The sequence below is a fragment of the Methyloceanibacter caenitepidi genome, assembly GCF_000828475.1.
GTDB classification, from domain to species: domain Bacteria; phylum Pseudomonadota; class Alphaproteobacteria; order Rhizobiales; family Methyloligellaceae; genus Methyloceanibacter; species Methyloceanibacter caenitepidi.
Genome location: NZ_AP014648.1, coordinates 1,886,425 through 1,909,249 on the forward strand (window position 1 = coordinate 1,886,425; position 22,825 = coordinate 1,909,249).

Sequence of the window (22,825 nt, forward strand, 5' to 3'; positions counted from 1 at the left end):
CCGATGCTAGGACAGATTCTCAGCGCGCTGCTGCCAGCGATCATCACCATTATGCTCGGCTATTTCGCGGCGTGGCATCACGATTTCTCGCAAGACGAGGTGCCGACGCTCAACCGCATGGTGATGACCTACGCCCTGCCGTTGGCCTTGTTCGTCGGTGTCTTCGGAGCTGGACGCGCGGATTTGCTGTCCAGTGTGCCGCTCCTCATTTTTCTCCTCGCTGCGATCGTCGGCACGTACATATTCGTGCTTCTGGTTGCCGTTTTCCTTTTTCGTCATCCGCCTGGCTTGAGCGCCCTTCGGGCGTTGATGGCGTCTGGGCCGAGCACGGCATTTGTTGGCGTTCCCGTACTGGGCTACCTCTACGGTGCGACCGCCAACATTCCGATCGCGGTTGGCAGTATCATCGTGGTGATCTTCCTTCTTCCGGCGACTCTCGTTTTGTTGGAACTCGACGCGGCACGAGGCCAACAGGCGCTCGCTGGGGCGGATGGCGCGTCAACCGCACCGCCGCACCGCGTCGATATTCCGGGAACGATCATGAAGTCGCTCAAACAGCCAATCGTTTGGCTGCCAAGCGCAGGAGTCGTCATGGTGCTTCTGGGCGTCGACCTGCCGCAAGTCGTCGACCAGTCCTTGTCCCTGCTCGGACATTCCTCGTCCGGCGTAGCCTTGTTTGCGTCGGGAATCATTCTTGCCGGGTACAAGGTGAAGTTCAGTGTGCCCGTCCTAAGTCTCGTCTTTATTAAGAACGTGCTGCAACCTGCCGTGGTCTGCCTCGGAATGCTGGCGCTGGGCTTTCAGAATCCAATCTTGGGCCAAACCGTCGTGACCACCGCACTCCCTGCAGTCGCCCTCGTGGTGATGTTGGCGGTCCAGTTCCGCACGGCAATTCCGGAGGCCGCATCGGCGCTGCTGATCTCAACCTTCGGCTCGTTGCTGACCATCAGCCTGTTTATCTGGCTTGTTGGTTAGGCGCTTCGGGACGCGGGGAGGGTGTCGGCGGCGACCAGGTCGGACGGGCTGTCTTCGTCGGCATCGATATTCAGGGACTCAGCGATGCGTCGGCGGGCGCGATTGACGCGGCTCTTGATCGTGCCGACGGCGCACCCGGAAATCTCCGCGGCTTCCTCGTAGGAGAAGCCGGCCGCGCCGACCAGAATGAGGGCTTCGCGTTGATCGTCAGGAAGCTCCGATAGGGCCTCCTCGAAGTCGCGCATGTCCATGTGGCCGTGTTGCTCGGGGCTAGACGACAGCCTGGCCGCGTACGCGCCATCGACGTCCTCGACCTCGCGCTTCTTCTTGCGGCGTTCCGAAAAGTACGTGTTCCGAAGAATCGTGAAGAGCCAGGCTTTGAGGTTCGTTCCCTCCTGGAACGACGACAGATTGTTCCAAGCCTTGTAGAGCGTCTCCTGCACGAGATCGTCCGCCCGTTCGCGGTCACCGCAGAGCGACACGGCGAAGGCCCGCAGGCTGCCGATTTGGGCGACGAGCGCGTCTTTGAGGCCCGGTGAAACGGTCTCTGGCAAGTTACTTCTCTCCGCTGTCGTCGAGATCCTTGAGAAGTCTCAAAAGGTGCTCGGGAACCGGTTCCTCGGCGACAGAATCGAACATCGCTCGAACCTGTCGTCCGATATGGGCCTGGAGGGCGGGGGACATACTTGCATCCGGCTGGGCGGGTTCGACGATTCCATCGTCTGGCCGCTGGGTGCTCTTACTGGCGTCGACAGACATGCGCCTTTGAGCCTTGTCCTTGTCGTCTTCGGTCACAACGGTTCCTTATCGGTACGATCAGCACGCCGATTGTAACCGATAACCGCTGCACATCTGCACCGGAAAAACCCGCAATCCTTCAATCGGTTCCAAGGTCAAGACGATTTTGCCAAAGTTTCGTGGCAGCTTTTTGCCGGGGAGCGACCCAGCGCATTGTTTCTTTCGTCTCCGTGTGTGAGACAATGGGCGGTCGATTGGCCAGTCTTTCAGGCTCTTTTGGGGATCACCGTTCCATGCAGTTGTCTCAGACTATCGCGCCACATTTGCCCTTGCTCCGGCGGTTCGCGCGTGCCCTCGCTGGCTCCCAAACCGCGGGCGACGCCTATGTCGCAGCGACACTCCAGGTTTTGGCGGAGGATCCGTCGTTGTTCGACAACAAACTCGATCCCCGGGTCGCGCTTTACCGCACATTCGTCAGCATGTGGAACTCCGTCGGCCTGAACCTCAAGACCGAGGTTTTCGACCGGGGAGACTCGCCGGTCGACCGGCAGTTGGAACAGATCACCCCGCTGGCCCGGCAAGCATTCGTGCTCTGCTCGGTGGAAGGATTCTCGGTCGACGAAACGGCCGATATCCTCAACACCACGCCCAGCAACGTCCAGGCGCTGCTGGACGACGCGGGCCGCGAGATCGCGGCGCAGGTCGCCACCGATGTGCTCATCATCGAGGACGAGCCCATGATCGCCATGGACCTCGAAGCGATCGTCGAGGGGCTTGGGCACGAGGTGGCGGGCGTTGCCCGGACCCATGCCGAGGCGGTCGACGCGGCGTCGAGCAAAAAGCCGGGCCTGGTTCTCGCCGATATTCAGCTCGCCGACGGCAGTTCGGGACTCGATGCGGTCAATGAGATCCTGGGGTCGTTCGAGGTGCCGGTAATCTTCATCACGGCCTATCCGGACCGGCTACTCACGGGCGAGCGTCCCGAGCCGGCCTTCTTGATCACCAAGCCCTATCAACCCGATACGGTGAAGGCGATCGTCTCTCAGGCGCTGTTCTTCGAGCAGCACGCCAAACGCAAAAGCTGATTGATAACGGGGCGTCGCGGCGTCTCGCGGCGCTAGATTTTGCCGAGGAATTTCAGCACGAGCAGCAAGACGATTATCAAACCTACCAGACCGGCCGGGAACGCCCCCCAGGCGCGGCTATATGGCCAAGCGGGCAATACGGCGAGCAAAACCGCGACCAAGATAATGAGGAGAATTGTTGAGCCCATTTCGTCTCTCTGAGCGTGGTTCTTTGCGATGACCCTCGGGATCGCGCCGACCATAGACTATTCTCCGTGTGACGCTAGGCTTCGACGGTCCGCAATTATCCGCCCGGCTGGCGAAACCGATTGCCGGTCCCCACGTTTCCGTAGGGACAATGCCCGTTCGAGGCACAGGAAGGATTCGACGTGATCAATCCAAATCCAATCCTTGTGGTGGAGGACGAGTTTCTCATCGCGCTCGATATCGTGGCGGCTCTCGAAAATGCGGGTTTGGCGGTTGTCGGCCCCGCAAGCACGGTCAGCGATGCCCTGACGGCCATCCAGAGCCGTCCCTTGCGCGGCGCCTTGCTCGACGCGCATCTGGGCGGCGAATCTGCCAGCCGTATCGCGGACGTGTTGACGGCGCGCGGACTGCCCTTCGCCTTCGTCAGCGGCTACGGGCGTGAGAGCCTGCCTCCGGCCCACAATGCGGCGCCTCTGGTTCGAAAGCCGTTCACGGACCAGGAGATCCTGGCCGCGGTCGCCGGGTTTTGACAACCGCGCCGTGCAACGATTCGGTGGGTGAGGCGTTTGGCGTAGGCGTGACCGCGCTTGGACGAATTGGGGTTGGGGTAACAGATGTTGCTAACCTGGGCGATAATCTTTGCAGTCGTGGCGATCGTCGCCGGCGTGTTCGGATTCGGCGGCGTCGCATCCGCTGCGGCCGGCGTCGCGCGGGTTCTGTTCTTCATCTTCCTCCTGGTGTTCTTGGTCACGCTTATCGCGGCGCTCGTATAGCGAGCTTAGGCACGCAGGTCTTTCTGTGAGCGGCGTTTCCTTCATGCAGGCGCAGACGACCACGGCCACGGGGACGGCTCTGGCCGTCGTCGGGGTTCTGTTGGCCTGCGGGTTGCTGTTCTACCTTTTTGTCGCGCGCAAGAACCGGCAGTCGCGCGAGACCGCCCGGCGACAGCTGGAAGCCGACCTCGAGCGGCGCACGATGGAGCTGGCCGAGGCGGAACAGCAGTTTGGTGCCGAGCGGTCGGCGAGCGAACAGCAGCTTCGTCTCCTGCTCCGTGAACTGACACACCGGTCCAAGAATCTTCTGGCCGTGATCCAGGCCATTGCTCGTCAGACAGCGCGGCAGACAGCAACCGTAGACGAATTTCTCGACCGGTTTGGCGCGCGGCTTCATGGAATCGGAATGTCTCACGACCTACTTGTCGCGGACGACTGGCAGGGAGCCTCGTTGCGCATGCTGGTGGAGCAGCAGTTGGAAAAGCACATCGAAGGTCCCGGCCGGCAGGTTACGATCGAAGGTGAAGACGTCGTGCTTAAGCCCGAAGCCGTACACAACCTGGGCATGGCGCTCCATGAGCTGACCGCGAACGCGGAGAAATACGGCGCGCTCTCGATGCCGGAAGGCGCTGTGCATGTGGGCTGGCAGGTCTGCGAGGACGAGAAAACCCTGACGCTCGTTTGGGCGGAAAGCGGCGGTCCGGAGGTGGAAACGCCGTCAAGTTCCGGCTTCGGGCGCGCGATGATCGAAAACATCGTCGGCAAGGCCCTCGCCGGCGAGGTTGCTTTGGCATTCCCGGTCGAGGGCGTCCGCTGCGAGATCGTGATCCCGACAACGCACATCACATCCCGAGGGTAAGGAGCCGCCGAGCTCCGCATCCCGAGCAGTCCCGATAAAGCTCTCGTGAACGAGTGTGCGCCGAAGTTGAATTGAACGTCCGGCCGCAATCCTTAGATTCCAAGCATATCCATTGGCTTTGACGATCACGACAGCCGCTAATGGGGAAGGAGCCATGATGGTATCGCGACGACACATTCTCCTCGGCACCGCGGGCGTAGCTGCGGCTGCGGTTGGCGGCGCGGTTCTGCTGCGTGGGTACAGTTCCCCGGTGACTGCCGCCACGGAAGGCAAGTTCGAGATCACGAAAACGCCTGAGGAGTGGCGCGAAGTGTTGACGCCGCAGCAATATGCGGTGTTGCGCGAGCATGACACAGAGGCGCGCTGGACCAGCCCGCTCAACAATGAGAAGCGTGAGGGCACGTTTGTCTGTGCCGGGTGCGAGCTGCCGCTCTTCAAGTCGGAAACCAAGTTCGAATCCGGCACGGGTTGGCCGAGTTTCTATGCGCCGATCGACGGCAATGTCGGCGTTCAGCAGGACTTCAGCTGGGGCATGTCGCGCGACGAGGTCCATTGCCGCCGCTGTGGCGGACACCTTGGGCACGTCTTCAATGACGGGCCGAAACCCACCGGTCTGCGCTATTGCATCAATGGCCTATCGCTCAAGTTCGTACCTGCCTAAAGCCCTCTATTCCTCCCTGACCGACTGCGGCGTGGCTTCGTTTGAAGCCGCGCCAATTCTTTTTCTGGTCGGGGACGCGGCTTTTCGGAACCAACCCTCTAGGTGGACGTTCTGATCCCGTGGCGGGGTCTGTAATGCGTACCCCGCTCGCCGTACGGGTAATACGGGGGTGAGGGAGTCGGATACGGCTCCCCTCGCTCGTACTCAGGACGGCGGCGTCCGAAGACGCACCATGTCCCGCCACGCCCATCTTCGCCACTGGTTTCAATAGATTCGCGCGCTAGTGCATCGTTGCGCTCGGCGGCACCCAGGACCAATCCGCCGGTCCCGTAATCAATCTACGCGTTCTGCCATGGTACCCGGCACGCTTGGCCGGACAGCGCCAAAAAAGTAGGATCGGCGCATGAGCTTGACGAAATCCAAAATGCAGAGCTGCCGGCAAGTGTGCCAGCATGGGTGGCGAGATGGGCGAGGGCTCCGGCCGGGGGCTCTATGGGTTGCGCTCTGCCTGCCGCTTCTCCTTGCGGGGTGCGATGCCAGCAACTCCAAACCGAAACAAGAAGCCAAGCAGCAGGTCGAAGTCGCGACGGCGGCGTCCGCTGAGATTCCGCTCGTCGAGGAGTTCGTGGGTCAGACGGCCGCCGTCACGTATGTCGATGTGCGCGCGAAGGTCCAAGGCTATCTGACGGAGCGGCCTTTCGTCGAAGGCTCGGATGTCAAGAAGGGAGACGTCTTGTTCGTGATCGACCAGCGGCCGTTTCAGGCCGAGGTGAACCAGAACAAGGCGGAGCTGGAGCAGAATCAGGGCCGGTTGGACTTCGCGAAGGAACAGCTCGCGCGATACGAGAAGCTGAAAGACGAAGGAACGGCCTCGGTACAGAAATACGAATCGACGCGCGCCGAAGCCATCGAGGCGGCCGGCGAGTTGGCGGCCAGTCAAGCGGCACTGCAGAACGCCCAGCTCGACCTGGACTATGCCACCATCACCTCGCCGATCGACGGACGCGTGAGCAACACGCTCGTAGATGTCGGCAACCTTGTGAGCGCGGAAGATACGCTGCTCACCACGGTGGTTCAGCTCGATCCGATCTACGTCTATTTCAGTCCAAGCGAAGAGACTTATCAAAAGATGGTGCCGTTTCAGGCGAAAGGCCCGCTGAAGGTCTCGATGGTGCTGTCGTCCGGTGAGGCCTTTCCCCAGGAAGGCACCGTCGACTTTGTCGACAACAAGGTCGATCCCAACACCGGCACGATCAAGATGCGCGCGGTCATACCCAATCCCGACAAGACCCTACGGCCCGGTCAGTTCGTGACGGCGAAGGTCACGCTTGCGGACAAGCACCAGGTTGTCTTGATCCCGGCGGAGGCCGTCGCCCAGGACGAAGGCGGCCACTACGTCTATGTGGTTGGCAAGGACGACACGGTGAACCGGCAAGACGTGACCATTGGGCCCGAGTACCAAGCGAGCTACGTCATCGAGAAGGGCGTGAAGCCAGGCGACCGCGTTGTCGTCACGGGGCTACAGAAGGTCCATGCGGGAGCGGCAGTCGAGATAGTGGAACCGGGAAGCAACGGTCCCGGAAACACGGGCGCGGACAAACAGGACGCTCAGGCCGCTGACGGTTGAGACGGTCGAGCAGGTCTGCTTCGTAGCCGCTCGACCAGCACGTAGAAGACCGGGACCACGAATAGGCTCAGGATGGTCGCGGCGAACATGCCGCCAAACACCGCCGTGCCGAGCGAGTGCCGCGCGCTCGACCCCGCGCCCGAACTGAACACCAGGGGCGTCACGCCGAGGATGAACGCGAAGGCGGTCATTAGGATCGGCCGTAACCGGATCCGTGCCGCTTCGATTGCGGCCTCTTCGATGGATAGGCCTTCGGCACGCCGGCGGCGTGCGAACTCTACGATGAGAATGGCGTTCTTGCTCGCCAAGCCGATGAGCATGATCAGCCCGATCTGGCAGTAGATGTCGTTGCTCAGTCCACGCAAGGCTTGCGCTCCAAGCGCACCGAGCATGGCGAGCGGGACCGCGAGGATCACGACGAACGGCGTGGACCAGCTCTCGTACTGCGCGGCGAGGCAAAGGAAGACCATGAGAAGAGCCAGGACGAAGATGTAGGGCAGGACGTTCCCGGCCTTGATTTCCTGGTAGGCGTTGCCGGTCCACTCATAACCCATGGTCTTCGGCAGGACGTCCGCCGCAACGGCTTCCATGGCCTGGATGGCCTGATTGGAGCTGTAGCCCGGTGCCTGCGATCCGTTGATCGGCGCCGACCGGAACAGATTGTAGTGGCTGATATTGCGAGCGCTGACCTCGGCGTTCAGGGTGACGAGGCCGGACAGCGGGATCATGTCGCCCTTCACGTTTCTCACATAGATTTTCGAAATGTCCGTAGTCAGCGCACGGGCGTCCTTCTCCGCCTGCAGATAGACGCGGTAGACGCGGCCGAACTTGTTGAAGTCGTTCACGTAGTAGCCGCCGAGATAGACCTGGAGCGCGGTGAAGACCTCATTGAGCGAGACGCCTTGGCTGAGAACCTTGTTGCGATCGACATCGATCCGGTAGCCGGGGGTCCGCGCGGAGAACGTCGTGAAGAGGCCCTGGAGCTCGGGGCGCTTGGACGCCTCCGCGATGAAGGCTTGCGTAACGCTCTCCAGTTCCGTCAGTGTGCCGCCGGCATAATCCTGAAGCTCGAACTGGAATCCCCCGGTGGCGCTGAGCCCCGGGATTGATGGCGGATTTACAGCGTCGACCTCCGCCTCTGCGAAGCTGGCGAACTTGGCGTTCAGTGTCGGGAGGATGTGGGTGAGCAGCTGCTCGTCGGCGGCTTTGCGCTCATCCCACGGCTTCAGGATGGCGAACAGCGAGGCCGTGTTGGGCGCCGAGTTCGAGTTGAGCAGGCTGAAGCCGCCAAATGCGATCACGTGCCCCACACCCGGTGTCTCCATCAACGTCTTCTCGATCTTCTCCATGACCTTTTGGGTGCGTTGAAGCGATGTTCCTTCAGGCGTTTGCAGGAGGACGATGAAGTAGCCTTGGTCCTCGGGGGGGACGAAGCCCGTGGGCACCGTCTTGAAGAGGTAGCCCGTGGCGAGCAGCGCCACGAGGAACAACCCGACGACCAGCACCCAGCTTTTGATCAAGAAGCCGACTATCCGCTCGTATCCTCTGTTAAGTCGCGCAAAGCCGTTGTCGAACCATGCGAACAATGGATGCTTCTTCGTACCCTCGTTCTTCAGCAAAACGGCACAGAGGGCTGGGCTCAAGGTCAGCGAGTTGAGCGCGGAGATCGCGACGGCGAAAGCGATCGTCAGGGCGAACTGTTTATAGAGCCCACCGGTGATCCCCGGCGTGAAAGCAACAGGGACAAACACGGCCATGAGGACCAGCGACGTTGCGATGATCGGCCCCGTCACCTGTTTCATCGCCTCGTTTGCGGCCTCATGGACCTCGATGGCCTTGCTCTCGAGATTCCGCGCGACGTTCTCGACAACGACGATGGCATCGTCGACCACGAGGCCGACGGCGAGCACCATGCCGAAAAGCGTCAGCGTGTTGATCGAGAAACCGACGGCTAGCAGCGCGGCGAGTGTCCCGATGAGGCAGACCGGGATCGTCACGACCGGAATAAGCGTCGTGCGCAGTCCGTGCAGGAACATGAAGATGACGAAGACGACCAAGGCGATGGCAAAGCCGAGCGTCGTCAGCACTTCCTTGATCGACGCCCGGATGAAGCGCGTCGTGTCGTAGATGATCTCGTATTCGAGGCCTTCGGGAAACCGCTCGGACAGCTGCGCCATCTTGGCCTCGACCTCATCGGCCAAGTCGATGGCATTGGCATCGGGAAGCTGGAAGATGCCGAAGGGCAGGGCGGGCTGGCCGTCGACATTGGCCGTCTCATCGTAGAGCTCGGCGCCCAGTTCCACGCGGCCGATGTCGCTGATCCGCACGATGCGTCCGTCGGACTCGGCGCGAACGATAATGTCGCCGAACTCTTCGGCCGTCTGCAGCCGTCCCAGCGTCGACAGGGTAAACTGGAAGACCTGCCCCTCGGGCGCCGGCTGTTGGCCGAGAGCGCCGGCGGCGACAACCTGGTTCTGGTCTGAAACGGCTTTGGTCACATCCTCGGCCGTCACGCCGAGGCTCGCCATCTTCTGGGGGTCGAGCCAAATGCGCATGGCGAATGTGCGCTCGCCGAACATTTGCACTTCCCCAACACCGGGAATGCGCTTCATGACGTCGAGGATGTGGATGGTGATGTAGTTGCTGATGAACAGCGTGTCGTAGCGGCCGTCGGGTGAATAGAGGTTCGGCGCCAGCGTGATGTCGCTGGACTGTTTCGTCACGGTGACGCCGGCCTGGACGACTTCGTCGGGCAGTTGGGACGATGCAATTTCGACATTGTTCTGAACATCGACGGCGGCGATATCGAGGTCGTATCCCGTCTCGAACGTGACGGTGATCGTCGACGTGCCGTCGTCGGAACTGACCGACGACATGTAGACCATGCCTTCGACACCGTTGATCTGTTCTTCCAGAGGTGTGGTGACGCTGTCTTCGACCGCGCGGGCATTGGCGCCGGTGAAGGTTGCCGAGACCACGACCGTCGGGGGTGCGATTGGCGGATACTGGCCGATCGGCAGGAACGGCATGGAAACGGCGCCCAGCACGACGATCACGATCGCCAGGACGGTCGCGAAGATCGGCCGGCTAATGAAAAACGCGCTCAAAGACCATGCTCCCCCGGCGCGCCATTGGGCAGCGCCGTCACGCACTGCGGCCAGCGGATGGCCTCAAGTGTTCGCCCCAAGCGACCATAACGTGATGGAGGCGGGGAAGCAGACGAAAAAGTTGGAAGGCTGCATGAAGTTCACCGGCCACTGCAGAGACATTGGACAAGACGTTACATGTCACGGCCGCCCGGTCAGACCTCTAAGGGTCACGTTCGGCTTGGATATTCTCTTGGAGCTCAAAGATCGGCTGCGTCCCGTGCCCGATTGGCGGCAGTGGCGCGAAGGTGGCGCGCTCCTCCTCGGCAACAGGCTCCAGGATCCGGACCCTGATTAGGGCGAATACAGCCAGAACCGTGTGGATGACCGCTGTAAACAGAAACAGCGCCGCTATTCCTGCTTTCGCGATAAGAACTCCAGCGAGCAGAGGGCCGACGGCTGCGCCGATGCCGAATGCCATCAGCAGGCGGCTGCTCACCTTGACGAAATTCGTCGGATTGGCCCTGTCGTTCACATGGGCCGTACAAAGTGGGTAGACGGTCAGAGCCGCCGAGCCCCAGACGGCCCCAACGCCAATGAGCACAGCATTCAACGGCTCCCGATAGAGCAAGAACAACGACGCGGCCGCTGCGGAGACCAACGAAACTCCCGCGATCACCCAGCGCCGATCCAAGTGATCCGAAAGTGTTCCGATCGGCCACTGGCTCAACGCACCGCCAAGAACGGCAAACGCCATGAACAGACTGACTCCCAGGCTCGAGCCGCTCTGAGCCTGCGCGAACACTGGCGCGAACGTCCAGAAGGCGCCGTTGGCAAGCCCGGCAGCGAGACAGCCGACCAGGCCAACTGGAGCCGTGCGATAGAGTTTGACGAAATGGACGCCCGCCGGCGCCGGAACCGTGGGGATTGCGCCGGTCGTCAGGGCGATGGGCACGAGTGAAACCGAGATCGCTATCGACGCCAAAGCGAAGAGAGAGAACGCGGTGGGCGAGTCCACGGAAAATAGAAGGTTCCCGCCAACGATGCCGAACCAGCCCGCAACCATGTAGAGACCGAAGACGCGCCCGCGGGTCTCTGAACCGACCTGATCGTTCAACCAGCTCTCGACGACCATGAAAAGCCCGGCAAAGCAGAAGCCGACGAGGGCTCGTAAGACCAGCCAGGTCAACGGTGTTACGGCCAGAACGAAGACAAGCGTACCGCTCGCGGCCATCGCGGCGACGGCGGCGAATGAGCGAATATGTCCGACTCGCGATATCAAGGCTGGCAGGAGCAGGCAGCCGGCGATGAAGCCCACGTAGTAAAGCGTACCTAGCCCTCCGATGATGGGGACCGAAAAGCCCGCCTGTTCTCCGCCAATAGGGATCAGGACGGTTAGCAAGCCGCTGCCGACGGACAACAGCACGGTGGCCAGCAACAGATAGTGCAAGGAGGCGCTTGAAGTGTCTGCGCCGGCTCGTTCGTCAGTCATGAGTGATCACAATTTCTACGGGATGCGCGGTGCGTGCTTGGCGATTGGAGCAATGGGGCTGCCCGGTCGGCATGTTCTCCAGGCCGACCCTCGGTGCCACATATGCGTCGCCAAGAAAAGAAATCCATATCCGGCTGTTTCGCATGCAGACTGACCGGCGCTCACGGTTCCGGGTGCGCACGCTGTCCGCCCCGGTGCCATGCATCGCGCGTTCGCAAACGGTGCAAAGCCGAATACGAGAGGCGAATCTTTTGGAGTGAGGTGGCTCCCCGGGCCGGACTCGAACCAGCGACCCAGCGGTTAACAGCCGCTTGCTCTACCAACTGAGCTACCGGGGATCAGGGGCAGGGCGGTCAGTCCCGCGCCGTGCCGAAGCGCTAGATAGCAAAACGATGACGTGCTTTCCAGCGCTTTACGCGCCATCGACGCACCGAACGTGGTGATGGTTGCCGCGCGCGCCGGGAGGTCTTATCTCCCGCATCGGCCCGGTTCAAGTCGAATTGGGTAATTTCTCAATCAGGCGGATGGGCGCGTACGCACCGCCGTGGAAGCGATACGTCAAACTATGGCCCCTAAGGTCCGCATTTTCGACCGCCGCATTCATCTTCCGAAATCCAAACCCATGCGAATCGGATTGGGCACGATCCTGATCGGCGGCGGCCTCTTGGGCTTCCTTCCTGTCCTCGGCTTCTGGATGATTCCCTTGGGGTTCTTGGTTCTATCCGTCGATCTGCCGGCCGTGCGCCGCTGGCGCCGTCAGTTCACCGTGTGGTGGAACCGGCGCAAGGACGAGAAAAATGTCGATGGAACAGAACCTTAGGCGTTAGCGCCTGAAGGTTGTTGGAGGCCACGCCCGGAATCGAACCGGGGTATACGGATTTGCAGTCCGCTGCGTCACCACTCCGCCACGTGGCCATCGGGCTGGACTTTCTAGCGTAGTTATCGCGCGTGTCCAGCAACTCTTTGGTTTGGAATACGATCCCACAGCTTAATCGGAAGTAACGGCCCGTCCGGCGCCGCGGCGATAGACAAGACACACTCGTGCCGGGTCAAGTACTCTCCGCAATGGATGAGGATTCGACATCCATTGTTGGGGGACGAAACATGGACAAAAAATGTCGGGATGCGCGGCGTTTGGCCACTGTTGCGGCGATCCCACAGTGCATTGAGTTTTTTGGGGAAATGGGATGAGACGAGCCCTTCCTGGGTATCTTTCGGCGGCTGGGTTGCTGTAATGTGAGGCAGGTCGGCGGCCGGGGCTCCGTTGACCGTTGGGAGCAGGATAAAGCGTGTTTGGTTTGCATGGCAGGTGGCAGACGTTGCGCCGCGCGGCACGGTCGTCGCGTCGTGGCGTCTTTGCGCTCAGTGTTTGGCTCGTCGCGTGCGGTCTGTCGATGCCGGCCGCTGCCGAGTCGTTGGAACAGGCGCTTGCCGACGCCTATCTTCTCAACCCGGTTCTAAATGCCGAGCGCGCCCGGTTGCGCGCGATCGACGAGCAGGTCGCGCTGGCCAAGTCCGGGTTGCGTCCGACGATCACCGGCTCCGGATCGACCGCCTACAATAATCAAAACAGCAATTTGCGGGGCAGGGCGAACGTGCTCTCCTCCTTCGGCGGCGGGATCGGTTCGAGCGGCGTGACCCATCCCCACGGCTATGCCCTGACGCTCTCGCAGCTGTTGTTCGGCGGGTTTCAGAATTTGAATGCCATCCGCGAGGCCAAGTCCCTCGTGCAGGCCCAACGGGAGACCCTGCGCCAGGTCGAGCAGACGGTGCTCCTCGATGCCGCGACCGCCTATGTGAATGTGGTTCGCGATCAGGCGGTGGTGCGCCTTCGCGAGAACGATGTGCAGGTGCTGACCGAACAGTTGAAGGCGACCCGCGACCGGTTCGATGTCGGCGAGGTCACAAGGACCGACGTGGCCCAGGCCGAAGCACGGCGGTCCGAAGCGCTGGCCACTTTGGCATCCGCTCAAGCCAACCTGAAGATCAGCCGGGCGACGTACGAGCAGGTGATCGGTCATCCGCCCGGCACGCTGAGCGCCCCGCCGTCGATCCGTCACCTGCTTCCGAACTCGCTTGACGAGGCCATGACGCTCGGGGACGGCGAGAACCCGGTCATCCTTACGGCCGTCTACAACGAAGAGTCGTCGCTCTACGCCGTCGAGCGGATCATGGGCGAATTGCTCCCCTCAGTCTCCCTCGAGGCCCAGTACGAGAAGGCTTTCGACCAGAGCAGCACGATCAGCGATATCGAGACGACATCCGTGACCGGACGCCTCAGCGTCCCGCTCTATCAGGGTGGTGGCGTCTCGGCCCGGGTGCGTCAGGCCAAAGAGACGAACAATCAGTTGAAGCGCGAGGTCGAGAATGCGCGCCTGAGCGTCCATGCTGACGTCATCTCCAACTGGGGTATTCTGCAGTCGTCCGGGCCGGCGATCCGCTCTGCTGAGGCTGCCGTTGGCGCCAACAAGATCGCCCTGACGGGCGTTCGCGAGGAAGAGAAGGTCGGCCAGCGCACCACGCTGGATGTCTTGGACGCTCAGCGGGAGCTCCTAAACTCCCAGATTGGGCTTGTTTCGGCGCTCCGCGACCGGGTCGTCGCAGAGTATTCGCTATACAGCGCCATCGGCCGGATGGATGCACAAACCCTTGGACTTTCAGTTCCTTACTACGATCCGTTCGAGCATTACGAGATCATCAAGAACAAGCTTTGGGGCCTTGCGCCGCCCGAGCCGCCGCTTGCCGATAACTGAACAAATCTCCCGCCCCAACGTTAACTATAGACCTCAATGTCCGTGCCAAGCGGAGACTTGGGCGTTAGCATTGTGTTAAGTTATTGATAAGTTGGTCCTGGTGGTCTTCGCCGGGCACTATCAGTTTGAGAGGCGGCAAGGGATTAAGTAATGAGCAGCACCGAGCGCGCTCCCGAACCGACGATGGAAGACATTCTTGCTTCCATCCGCCGGATCATCACCGACGATGACACAAGCAAGGCGCCGGCCGACAAGGCCGCGGCCCAGTCCGAGGACGAGGGGCTGGAGGGCGAAGCCGACAATCAAATCATCGACGACATCGCCCGTGTTCTGACCTCCGGTGGCGACGCACCGGCCAATGAAGACGAGGAGATCATGGATCTCACCGGCGAACTTGGCGGTCTGGAGCTTGTCGAGGAGGAGCCCGAAGAGCTTTCTGAGGCAGCCGAAGTTGTCGATACGACGCCTGAGTTTGTGGATTCGATCGAGGACACCGAGGACCTCCTGGCACTGGACGATGTCCAGCCGGACGTCCTCGAGCCAGACGTTCTTGAGCCCGATGTCCCGGAAGCGGACGTCGAGATGGTCGAGACGGTAGAGGTGGTTGAAACGGTCGAAGTCGCTGAGTTCGCCGAGCCCGAGGAAATGGAGCTTCCGGTGGAAGAGACGGCTGCTCCCGAAATGCCGCCGATGGCGCCGCCGCCGCTCCCCGAGCCCGTTGCCGAAGCAGCGCCCGAGGCCCCCAAATTGTCGGCGAGCGAGGAAGCTGCGACGGCCCTTGAGCGCGCAATTGCAGCGCTGAAGGCCGGACAGTCTCCGGCCGCGGCCCCGCCGCCCGCCGCCGCGCCCGTACCGAGTTTCACTGCGCCGGCGCCCACCGAGACAAGTGCCGAAGCGGAATCCGATCAGCCGCCGACCGGCGTCATCCCGCTTCCTGCCGACATTCCGATGGCTGTTCCGATGGAAACGCCCACGCCGGAGCCGGACACGCACCCGGATCCCGACGTCGACTCCGTTCTCGAAATGGCAGAGGGCGCGTCCGGCGACGAGCCGTCTGGCGAGGACGAACTTGTCCTGATGGACATCGAATCCGAGGTCACGATGGTTCCCGAAGAGGCGGAGCCCGAGCAGGAGACGGAGAGCGCTCCTTTCTGGCCACCTCAGGATGCCGAGCCGGCGGAGCCCGCACCGGCGCCGGTGTTCGCACCGTCAGCCGCAGACATTGCGCGGGAAACTGTCTCGGTCGCCACCAACGGTGCCGTCCCGCACGAGACGTCTGGGGGCAAATCGTTGGAGGACAGCATCAAAGAGATGCTTCGTCCGATGCTGCGCGAATGGCTCAACGAGAACATGCCGCGCATGATCCGTGAGGAACTGGACTCGGACGCGGTACAGCGCGGACAGGACTGATCCCCGCCCAAACTCGGGCAGACCGTCGCGTCGGCACAGACGAACATTGACAGCATGGAAGCAGCGGTCGTAGGACCCGCAGGCGCAGTTTTTCGCCCAGCATCGCGGTGCTGGGCGGTTCTTTAGAACTTTACGTAGCCAGGCGTCCACGACCATCCATGCTCGACAAGACATACCAACCGAAGAATTTCGAAGGCCCCGTTTACGAAGCGTGGGAGCGCGCGCGCGCATTCGCCGCAGGCCGCGGCGATCGCGAGGACGCGCGGCCGTTTGCAGTCGTCATTCCGCCACCGAACGTCACGGGGTCGCTCCACATGGGGCACGCCCTCAACAACACGCTTCAGGATGTTCTGGTCCGGTTCGAGCGTATGCGCGGGCGCGATGTCCTCTGGCAGCCCGGGACCGATCACGCGGGCATCGCCACGCAGATGGTCGTCGAGCGTCAACTCATGGAACGGCAGGAGCCAAATCGGCGGACCCTGGGCCGCGAGAAGTTCATCGAGCGCATCTGGCAGTGGAAGGAAGAGTCCGGCAACACGATCATCGGTCAGCTCAAGCGGCTGGGCTGCTCGTGCGACTGGTCGCGCCAGCGCTTCACCATGGACGAGGGCCTGTCCAAGGCCGTTCGCAAGGTCTTCGTTGAGCTGCACGCCGCCGGGCTCATCTACAAAGACAAGCGCTTGGTGAACTGGGACCCGCAGCTCCTGACGGCGATCTCCGATCTTGAGGTCGAGCAGGTCGAGAGCAAGGGACATTTGTGGCATCTGCGCTACCCGATCGAAGGCATGACCTTCGATCCGGAAAACCCGTCGACCTTCATTGTCGTCGCCACGACCCGTCCCGAAACCATGCTGGGCGATACCGCCGTCGCGGTCCATCCGGACGACGAGCGCTACAGGCACCTGGTTGGCAAGAACGTCATCCTGCCGGTGGTGGGGCGGCGCATTCCGATTGTCGCGGACGAGTACTCCGACCCCGAGAAGGGCTCGGGCGCCGTGAAGATCACGCCGGCGCACGACTTCAACGACTTCGAGGTCGGCAAGCGCCACGGTCTGCCCATGATCAACGTCCTGAGCAAGGACGCGCGTCTCGATATCGGTCCGGAGACCGACTTCATGCTCGGCGTCGAGATGACGCCCCAACTCGAAACCAAGGTGCTCGAGTGGAATGGCGTGTTCCGGTTTGCCGCGCGGACCATGATCGTCGAGTGCATGGAGAACAACGACTATCTCGAGAAGATCGAGCCCCACGTCCATGCGGTGCCCCATGGCGACCGCTCCGGCGCGGTGATCGAACCCTTCCTGACCGATCAGTGGTATGTGGACGCGGCGACGCTCGCCAAGCCTGCCATCGAGGCCGTCCGCAGCGGACGCACGACCTTCGCGCCGAAGAACTGGGAGTCGACCTACTTCCATTGGATGGAGAACATCCAGCCCTGGTGCATCTCGCGTCAGCTTTGGTGGGGGCACCAGATCCCCGCGTGGTACGGCCCGGACGGCGAAGTCTTCGTTGCCGAAAATGAATCTGCTGCCAAAGCCTTGGCGAAAGAGCATTACGGCAAGGATGAACCTCTCACGCGGGACGAAGATGTCCTCGACACGTGGTTCTCCTCGGCGCTGTGGCCGTTCTCGACCCTCGGCTGGCCTGACAAGACGCCGGAACTCGCGCGCTATTACCCGACCGACGTTCTGGTCACCGGCTTCGACATCATCTTCTTCTGGATCGCGCGGATGATGATGATGGGCCTGCATTTCATGGACGAGGTTCCGTTCCGCGACATCTACATCCATGCGCTGGTCCGCGATGCGAAGGGCCAGAAGATGTCGAAGTCCAAGGGGAACGTGATCGATCCCCTAGAGCTCATCGACGCCTATGGCGCCGACGCGCTGCGATTCACGCTGGCGGCCATGGCGGCGCAGGGTCGCGACATCAAGCTTTCCAGCGGCCGGGTCGAGGGTTATCGCAACTTTGCGACCAAGCTCTGGAATGCGTCCCGCTTCGCCATGATGAACGACTGCATTCCGGTCGAAGGCTTCGATCCGAAGAGCGCGCAAAGCACGCTGAACCGCTGGATTGCTGGCGAGATGGAGCGCGCGGTGTCGGCCGTAACGGAGGCGCTCGAGGGTTTCCGTTTCAACGAAGCCGCCGGGGCCATCTACCACTTCATCTGGCACATCTACTGCGACTGGTATCTCGAGCTCATCAAGCCAGTTCTTGCCGGCGAAGACGAGGCGGCCAAGGCCGAGACGCGCGCCATGGCGGCGTATGTCCTCGACACGGCGCTGCAGGTGCTGCACCCGTTCATGCCCTTCGTCACCGAAGAGCTGTGGGAGAAGCGCGCCCCCGAGGGGACGCCCCGTCAGAGCCTTTTGATGCTCACCGACTGGCCCACACACCAGGGCCTGCAGAACGCGACAGCCGACGAGGAGATCGGATGGGTCATCCGGCTCGTCACCGACGTCCGGTCGGTCCGGGCCGAAATGAACGTTCCCGCGGGCGCCAAAGTCCCGCTGGTGATCACGGGTGCCGACGACAAGACGAAGGCCCGCATCGCCGCTCATCTCGAGACCGTGTCGCGGCTGGCCCGCATCGAGAGCATCGAATTGGCCGATACGCCGCCGGCGGGCTCCGTCCAGATCGTTCTGGACGAAGCCACGATCGCCCTGCCGCTGGAGGGGGTCATCGACATCGACGCCGAGGCCGATCGGCTGAAGCGCGAGATCGACAAAGTCGGCGCCGAGATCACGCAAATCGACGCCAAGCTCGCCAACGACAAATTTGTGTCCCGTGCGCCACAGCACGTGGTCGAGGAGCAACGGGAACGGCGGGCGGACGCGGAGGCTACGGCCAGTAAGCTGACCCAGGCCCTCAAACGGCTGGAAGCGGCGCTTTAGCGGCAAAATAAAGGCCCTGCGGTGATCTGTTGGGGCCTTTTCAAGCAACAGTGAGGCGCTCATTTGGAGCGCCGGATGCCGCTCGCTTGGCAGTGTGACATCGAATATCTTCGACTGTAACTGAAATACAACAGCGCGACAGCCTCACGCCTCGTTTGCGCCATAAAACTTTGTGAAATCGAAACCAGTACAGAGGACAATGGGTCCGTTGGGCACTCGCGAAATAATGCGAGGCAGACAGACCAGGGAGAGACTGGCCGACACGCTGGGCTAAGACGGAATACCGTCAGCGCTGCCGTCGTTGGCTGGCAGCGAGCAATGGACGCCAAGACGTTCGATAAATCACGTTTGCCGAGCCGGCACGTGACCGAAGGGCCTTCGCGGGCTCCGCATCGCTCATACTATTATGCGATGGGGCTGACGCGCGGCCAGATTCATCAGCCATTCGTCGGTGTCGCCACGTGCTGGAACGAGGCCGCTCCGTGCAACATCGCCCTGATGCGTCAGGCTCAGGCGGTCAAGCAGGGCGTTGCGGCCAAGGAAGGCACGCCGCGCGAGTTCTGCACCATCACGGTGACTGACGGTATCGCCATGGGCCACCAGGGCATGAAGTCCTCGCTGCCTTCGCGTGAAGTGATCGCCGACAGTGTCGAGCTGACCATGCGCGGGCATTGCTACGACGCGCTTGTCGGCCTTGCCGGCTGTGACAAGTCGCTGCCGGGCATGATGATGGCGATGTGCCGGCTGAACGTTCCTTCGATTTTCATCTATGGCGGATCGATCCTGCCGGGCACCTTCAAGGGACGCCCCGTTACGGTCCAGGATCTGTTCGAAGCCGTCGGCGAGGTCTCGATCGGCAACATGTCGCTCGAGGATCTGGACGAGCTGGAACAGGTCGCATGCCCGTCGGCGGGCGCCTGCGGCGCACAGTTCACCGCGAACACCATGGCGACCGTTTCCGAAGCGATCGGGCTGGCGTTGCCGTACTCGGCCGGCGCGCCGGCGCCTTACGAAATTCGCGACCGGTTCTGCATGGCAGCGGGCGAGAAGATCATGGATCTCATCGCGCTCAACATCCGGCCGCGGGATATCGTCACGCGGCAGTCCTTGGAGAATGCCGCGGCCGTTGTCGCCGCCTCGGGCGGTTCGACCAACGCGGCGCTGCATCTTCCGGCCATCGCCCATGAATGCGGGATCGAGTTCGATCTCTTCGATGTCGCCGAGATTTTCAAGAAGACGCCTTACATCGCCGATCTGAAGCCCGGCGGCAAATATGTGGCCAAGGATCTGTTCGAAGCGGGCGGCGTGCCGCTGCTGATGAAGACGCTTCTGGACAACGGCTATCTGCATGGCGACTGCATAACCGTCACGGGTCGGACGATCGCGGAAAATCTTTCCAAGGTCGAATGGAACCCAGACCAGGATGTCGTGCGTTCTGCTGATAACCCGATCACACCGACAGGCGGCGTGGTGGGGCTCAGGGGATCGCTGGCGCCCGATGGGGCCATCGTCAAAGTCGCAGGTTTGAAGAACCTGAAATTCCGTGGGCCCGCGCGTTGCTTCGATAGCGAGGAAGAGGCATTTTCGGCGGTGAACGCGAAGAAGTACAAGGAAGGCGAGGTCATCATCATCCGCTACGAGGGTCCTAAGGGCGGCCCTGGTATGCGCGAGATGTTGTCGACCACCGCCGCTTTGTATGGCCAAGGGATGGGCGACAAGGTCGCGCTGATCACCGACGGCCGGTTCTCAGGCGCCACGCGCGGGTTCTGTATCGGTCATGTCGGTCCTGAAGCGGCCGTGTGCGGTCCCATCGGCTTGGTGCGCGACGGCGACATGATCACGCTCGATGCCGAGGAAGGCATCATCGACCTCGAAGTCAGCGAGAAAGAGTTGGCCGAGCGCGCCAAGGATTGGACGCCGCCATCCCCGAATTTCGAGAGCGGCTGCATCTGGAAGTATTCGCAGCTCGTCGGAGCGGCACGCGAAGGCGCGGTGACCCATCCCGGCGCCGCCGCGGAAGGGAAGTGCTATGCCGATATTTAGCGCATCCCAACTTGGCAGCGCGCTTGCGGCCTTCATCGTCCTGACGCCGGCTGGCGTCGGCAGCACTGATACGCCGCCGCCGTTTACGTCGGCGACCGAAGCCTACCGGCAGGGCGTAACGGCGCTCAATACGGGCCGGACAGAGTCGGCGCTTCCCGCGCTCGAATATGCGGCCGGGCATGGCGTGCTCGGCGCGCAGCTCAAGCTGGCCCGGATCTATGCCGAGGATGGCGCCGTCCCGAAGGATGAGTCCAAGGCATTTCGCTACTATCAGCGCATTGCCGATCAGTATGCGGACGTTCCGGCCTCTAGCCCAATCGCCCAGTATGTGGGCGAGGCCTTTTGCGCTCTCGGCCAGTACTATGTCGAAGGGATCGCGGAGCTGCCGCTGCGTGCCGATCCGGCCTACGGCGCCGGATTGCTGCGCCATGCCGGCGCCTATTTCGGTGATGCGGAAGCGCAGTACCAGCTTGGGCGGCTCTATCTGACAGGCACGGGCGTCGAAAAAAATCCGGGCATCGCTGCCAATTGGCTGACCATGGCTGCGCGGAAGCAGCACGCAAGCGCGCAGGCTCTTCTCGGCGAGATGCTTTGGAGCGGCGAGGGCGTCGGACAGCAGCAGGCGCAAGGTCTCGCGCTGCTCATGCTGGCCCAAGAGAACGCCCGCAAGACCCGGGAAGAGGCGAATTGGATCGCCGAGACCTATGACAGGACGATCGCGATTGCGGATCGGGTTACGGTGCGGCAAGCCGAGGCCATGCTGCCCCGGCTAGGCGGCTCTCAGCGTACGGCCACGGCCACCGGTTTGCCGTCCGCACCGTCGGCGGTGCGCGCCGGGACGATTACACGGCAGCCATTGCTTTCGGCGCGTCCCGAGCCGCGGCTTGGTCCCGTCGATCTTGGGCCGCCTCCGCCCATGGGAATGTCGGTTGGTTTCGGCACCCCGAGCACAAGCATCGGCGGACTGCAGTAGGCGGCGGTCAGGCGACGGCGTCGGGCCTCACAGAGGCGCCCTAGACCGACAACTCCATGACGACCGGCACATGATCCGAGGGCTTCTCCCAGCCCCGCGGCTCCGCGTCGATATCGCACGACACCAACCTGTCGGCCGCTTGCGGTGACAGGAGAAGGTGGTCGATGCGAATGCCGTGGTTCTTCTGCCAAGCGCCCGCTTGATAATCCCAGAAGGTGAATTGGTGCGGCTCGTCGTGGCAGGCGCGGAATGCGTCCGTTAGACCGAGATTGAGCAGGCTCTGGAACTGCGCGCGCGTCTCCGGGCGGAATAGGGCGTCGTTGACCCACGCAGCGGGGTCGTACACGTCCTCTGGCGTGGGGATCACGTTGTAGTCTCCCGCCACGACGAAGGGCTCTTCGTACGTCAGCAGCTCCTTGACCCGGCTCCGGAGCCTCTCCATCCACGACAGTTTGTAGGGAAACTTGTCGGAGTCGATCGGATTGCCGTTCGGCAGGTAGATGTTCACGACCCGCACGACCCCCGACGGAACCGAGAACACGCCTTCGATATAGCGTGCCTGCGCGTCGCCGTCATCGCCGGGCAGCCCGCGGATCACCTCGTCGAAGGGAATCTTCGAGAGCAGCGCGACGCCGTTGAAGCCCTTTTGGCCATGGACGGCGACGTTGTAGCCGAGCTCCTCGAAGATCTCGGCCGGAAAGTTCTCGTCCACGCTCTTGATTTCTTGGAAACAGGCGATGTCGGGCGAGGCCGCGCCGAGCCAAGTCTTCACCGTTTCGAGACGGGCCTTGATGCCGTTGATGTTCCAAGTCGCGATCTTCATGCATCCACATAGCCATGGCCGGGTGCATCGGGCAACCGCGAGCGTGCGAAGCTGGGGATGATTTGCGCTAGATCGAGAAGCTGGTGCCGCAGCCGCAAGAGGCGGTCGCGTTGGGATTGTTGATCTTGAACTGCGCGCCGATCAACTCGTCGATGAAATCGATCTCGGAACCCGCGATGAACGGCACCGACGTGGGATCGATGGCGACCGTGGCCCCGTCACGCTGGATGAGCATGTCGTCGGGCGCGGCGCTCTCGATCAGCTCAAAGTGGTATTGGAAACCGGAGCAGCCGCCACCCTCGACGCTGACGCGGAAAAGCTCCGCGTTTTCGTCCTCGTTCACAAGTTCCACGATGCGCTTGGCGGCGCTTGGACTAATGGTAATAGACGGCTCGGACATCTTCAGATAGCCACTCCTTCATGGATTAATGATGGGAATGGCCAACC

Annotated in this window: 20 protein-coding genes and 2 tRNA genes; 13 read left to right on the forward strand and 9 right to left on the reverse strand. The window is 62.1% G+C overall.

The genetic code is table 11. The annotated features are described in order from the left end of the window. Positions 1–3 precede the first annotated feature (3 nt). Positions 4–975, forward strand: coding sequence for an AEC family transporter (locus GL4_RS08695; RefSeq protein WP_045366724.1), 972 nt, complete (start codon positions 4–6; stop codon positions 973–975). Here GL4_RS08695 and GL4_RS08700 read toward each other — a convergent pair. Beyond that, positions 972–1,529, reverse strand: a complete 558-nt coding sequence (locus GL4_RS08700) for a sigma-70 family RNA polymerase sigma factor (protein ID WP_045366726.1) — start codon at positions 1,527–1,529, stop codon at positions 972–974. The genes GL4_RS08695 and GL4_RS08700 overlap by 4 nt on opposite strands. 1 nt (position 1,530) lies before the next feature. Continuing rightward, on the reverse strand, positions 1,531–1,770 hold the full coding sequence (locus GL4_RS08705; protein WP_045366728.1) for a NepR family anti-sigma factor: 240 nt from the start codon (positions 1,768–1,770) through the stop codon (positions 1,531–1,533). Positions 1,771–2,006: 236 nt separating this feature from the next. Between GL4_RS08705 and GL4_RS08710 the strand changes: the two genes are divergently transcribed. Further along, positions 2,007–2,798, forward strand: a complete 792-nt coding sequence (locus GL4_RS08710) for a response regulator (protein ID WP_045366729.1) — start codon at positions 2,007–2,009, stop codon at positions 2,796–2,798. Between the two features lie 32 nt (positions 2,799–2,830). Here GL4_RS08710 and GL4_RS08715 read toward each other — a convergent pair whose 3' ends face one another. Continuing rightward, positions 2,831–3,040 carry a DUF3309 family protein gene (locus GL4_RS08715; RefSeq protein ID WP_052464265.1) on the reverse strand — a complete coding sequence of 70 codons (210 nt, stop codon included), beginning with the start codon at positions 3,038–3,040 and terminating at the stop codon, positions 2,831–2,833. Between the two features lie 126 nt (positions 3,041–3,166). On the opposite strand from GL4_RS08715, the gene GL4_RS08720 reads away from it, so the two are divergent. The 5 genes from GL4_RS08720 to GL4_RS08740 all read left to right on the forward strand — a co-directional run bounded on the left by GL4_RS08720 (position 3,167) and on the right by GL4_RS08740 (position 6,904). After that, positions 3,167–3,514 (forward strand): response regulator, encoded by a 348-nt coding sequence (locus tag GL4_RS08720; RefSeq protein ID WP_052464267.1) that lies wholly within the window; start codon positions 3,167–3,169, stop codon positions 3,512–3,514. 87 nt (positions 3,515–3,601) lie between these two features. Then, positions 3,602–3,757: a DUF1328 family protein gene (locus GL4_RS17205; RefSeq protein ID WP_045369819.1), complete on the forward strand. Its 156-nt coding sequence runs from the start codon at positions 3,602–3,604 to the stop codon at positions 3,755–3,757. 25 nt (positions 3,758–3,782) lie between these two features. After that, positions 3,783–4,616, forward strand: a complete 834-nt coding sequence (locus tag GL4_RS08730) for a sensor histidine kinase (RefSeq protein WP_156137474.1) — start codon at positions 3,783–3,785, stop codon at positions 4,614–4,616. Positions 4,617–4,773: 157 nt separating this feature from the next. Continuing rightward, the gene (msrB, locus tag GL4_RS08735; protein WP_045369824.1) at positions 4,774–5,277 is read left to right on the forward strand and encodes a peptide-methionine (R)-S-oxide reductase MsrB; all 504 of its coding nucleotides are present in this window, start codon (positions 4,774–4,776) and stop codon (positions 5,275–5,277) included. 403 nt (positions 5,278–5,680) lie between these two features. Further along, positions 5,681–6,904, forward strand: coding sequence for an efflux RND transporter periplasmic adaptor subunit (locus GL4_RS08740; protein ID WP_052464271.1), 1,224 nt, complete (start codon positions 5,681–5,683; stop codon positions 6,902–6,904). Here GL4_RS08740 and GL4_RS08745 read toward each other — a convergent pair. The 3 genes from GL4_RS08745 to GL4_RS08755 form a co-directional block, all read right to left on the reverse strand. After that, the gene (locus GL4_RS08745; RefSeq protein WP_045366731.1) at positions 6,886–10,011 is read right to left on the reverse strand and encodes an efflux RND transporter permease subunit; all 3,126 of its coding nucleotides are present in this window, start codon (positions 10,009–10,011) and stop codon (positions 6,886–6,888) included. The genes GL4_RS08740 and GL4_RS08745 overlap by 19 nt on opposite strands. A gap of 202 nt (positions 10,012–10,213) precedes the next feature. Beyond that, on the reverse strand, positions 10,214–11,482 hold the full coding sequence (locus GL4_RS08750; RefSeq protein ID WP_052464273.1) for an MFS transporter: 1,269 nt from the start codon (positions 11,480–11,482) through the stop codon (positions 10,214–10,216). Between the two features lie 262 nt (positions 11,483–11,744). Beyond that, positions 11,745–11,820, reverse strand: a tRNA-Asn gene (locus GL4_RS08755). A 227-nt stretch (positions 11,821–12,047) separates the two neighbouring features. Here GL4_RS08755 and GL4_RS08760 point away from each other — a divergent pair. After that, the gene (locus GL4_RS08760; RefSeq protein WP_045369830.1) at positions 12,048–12,302 is read left to right on the forward strand and encodes a hypothetical protein; all 255 of its coding nucleotides are present in this window, start codon (positions 12,048–12,050) and stop codon (positions 12,300–12,302) included. Positions 12,303–12,323: 21 nt separating this feature from the next. Here GL4_RS08760 and GL4_RS08765 read toward each other — a convergent pair. Beyond that, positions 12,324–12,397: transfer RNA gene (locus GL4_RS08765), tRNA-Cys, on the reverse strand. A 374-nt stretch (positions 12,398–12,771) separates the two neighbouring features. Here GL4_RS08765 and GL4_RS08770 point away from each other — a divergent pair. From GL4_RS08770 to GL4_RS08790, 5 genes are all read left to right on the forward strand, one after another. Then, the gene (locus GL4_RS08770) at positions 12,772–14,235 is read left to right on the forward strand and encodes a TolC family outer membrane protein (RefSeq protein ID WP_244462596.1); all 1,464 of its coding nucleotides are present in this window, start codon (positions 12,772–12,774) and stop codon (positions 14,233–14,235) included. 150 nt (positions 14,236–14,385) lie between these two features. Next, positions 14,386–15,645 (forward strand): DUF2497 domain-containing protein, encoded by a 1,260-nt coding sequence (locus GL4_RS18100; protein ID WP_045366735.1) that lies wholly within the window; start codon positions 14,386–14,388, stop codon positions 15,643–15,645. A 158-nt stretch (positions 15,646–15,803) separates the two neighbouring features. Then, a complete protein-coding gene (locus GL4_RS08780; RefSeq protein WP_045366737.1) occupies positions 15,804–18,539 on the forward strand; it encodes a valine--tRNA ligase in 2,736 nt (911 codons plus the stop codon). A gap of 318 nt (positions 18,540–18,857) precedes the next feature. Then, positions 18,858–20,582: a dihydroxy-acid dehydratase gene (gene ilvD / locus GL4_RS08785; RefSeq protein ID WP_045366739.1), complete on the forward strand. Its 1,725-nt coding sequence runs from the start codon at positions 18,858–18,860 to the stop codon at positions 20,580–20,582. Then, complete coding sequence (locus tag GL4_RS08790; RefSeq protein WP_052464275.1) at positions 20,569–21,555, forward strand: tetratricopeptide repeat protein; 987 nt, start codon at positions 20,569–20,571, stop codon at positions 21,553–21,555. The genes ilvD and GL4_RS08790 overlap by 14 nt, the downstream gene beginning before the upstream one ends. Positions 21,556–21,595: 40 nt before the next feature. Here GL4_RS08790 and xth read toward each other — a convergent pair whose 3' ends face one another. Continuing rightward, positions 21,596–22,378: an exodeoxyribonuclease III gene (gene xth / locus GL4_RS08795; protein WP_045366741.1), complete on the reverse strand. Its 783-nt coding sequence runs from the start codon at positions 22,376–22,378 to the stop codon at positions 21,596–21,598. Positions 22,379–22,445: 67 nt separating this feature from the next. Continuing rightward, on the reverse strand, positions 22,446–22,778 hold the full coding sequence (gene erpA, locus GL4_RS08800) for an iron-sulfur cluster insertion protein ErpA (RefSeq protein WP_045366743.1): 333 nt from the start codon (positions 22,776–22,778) through the stop codon (positions 22,446–22,448). Between the last annotated feature and the right edge of the window lie 47 nt (positions 22,779–22,825).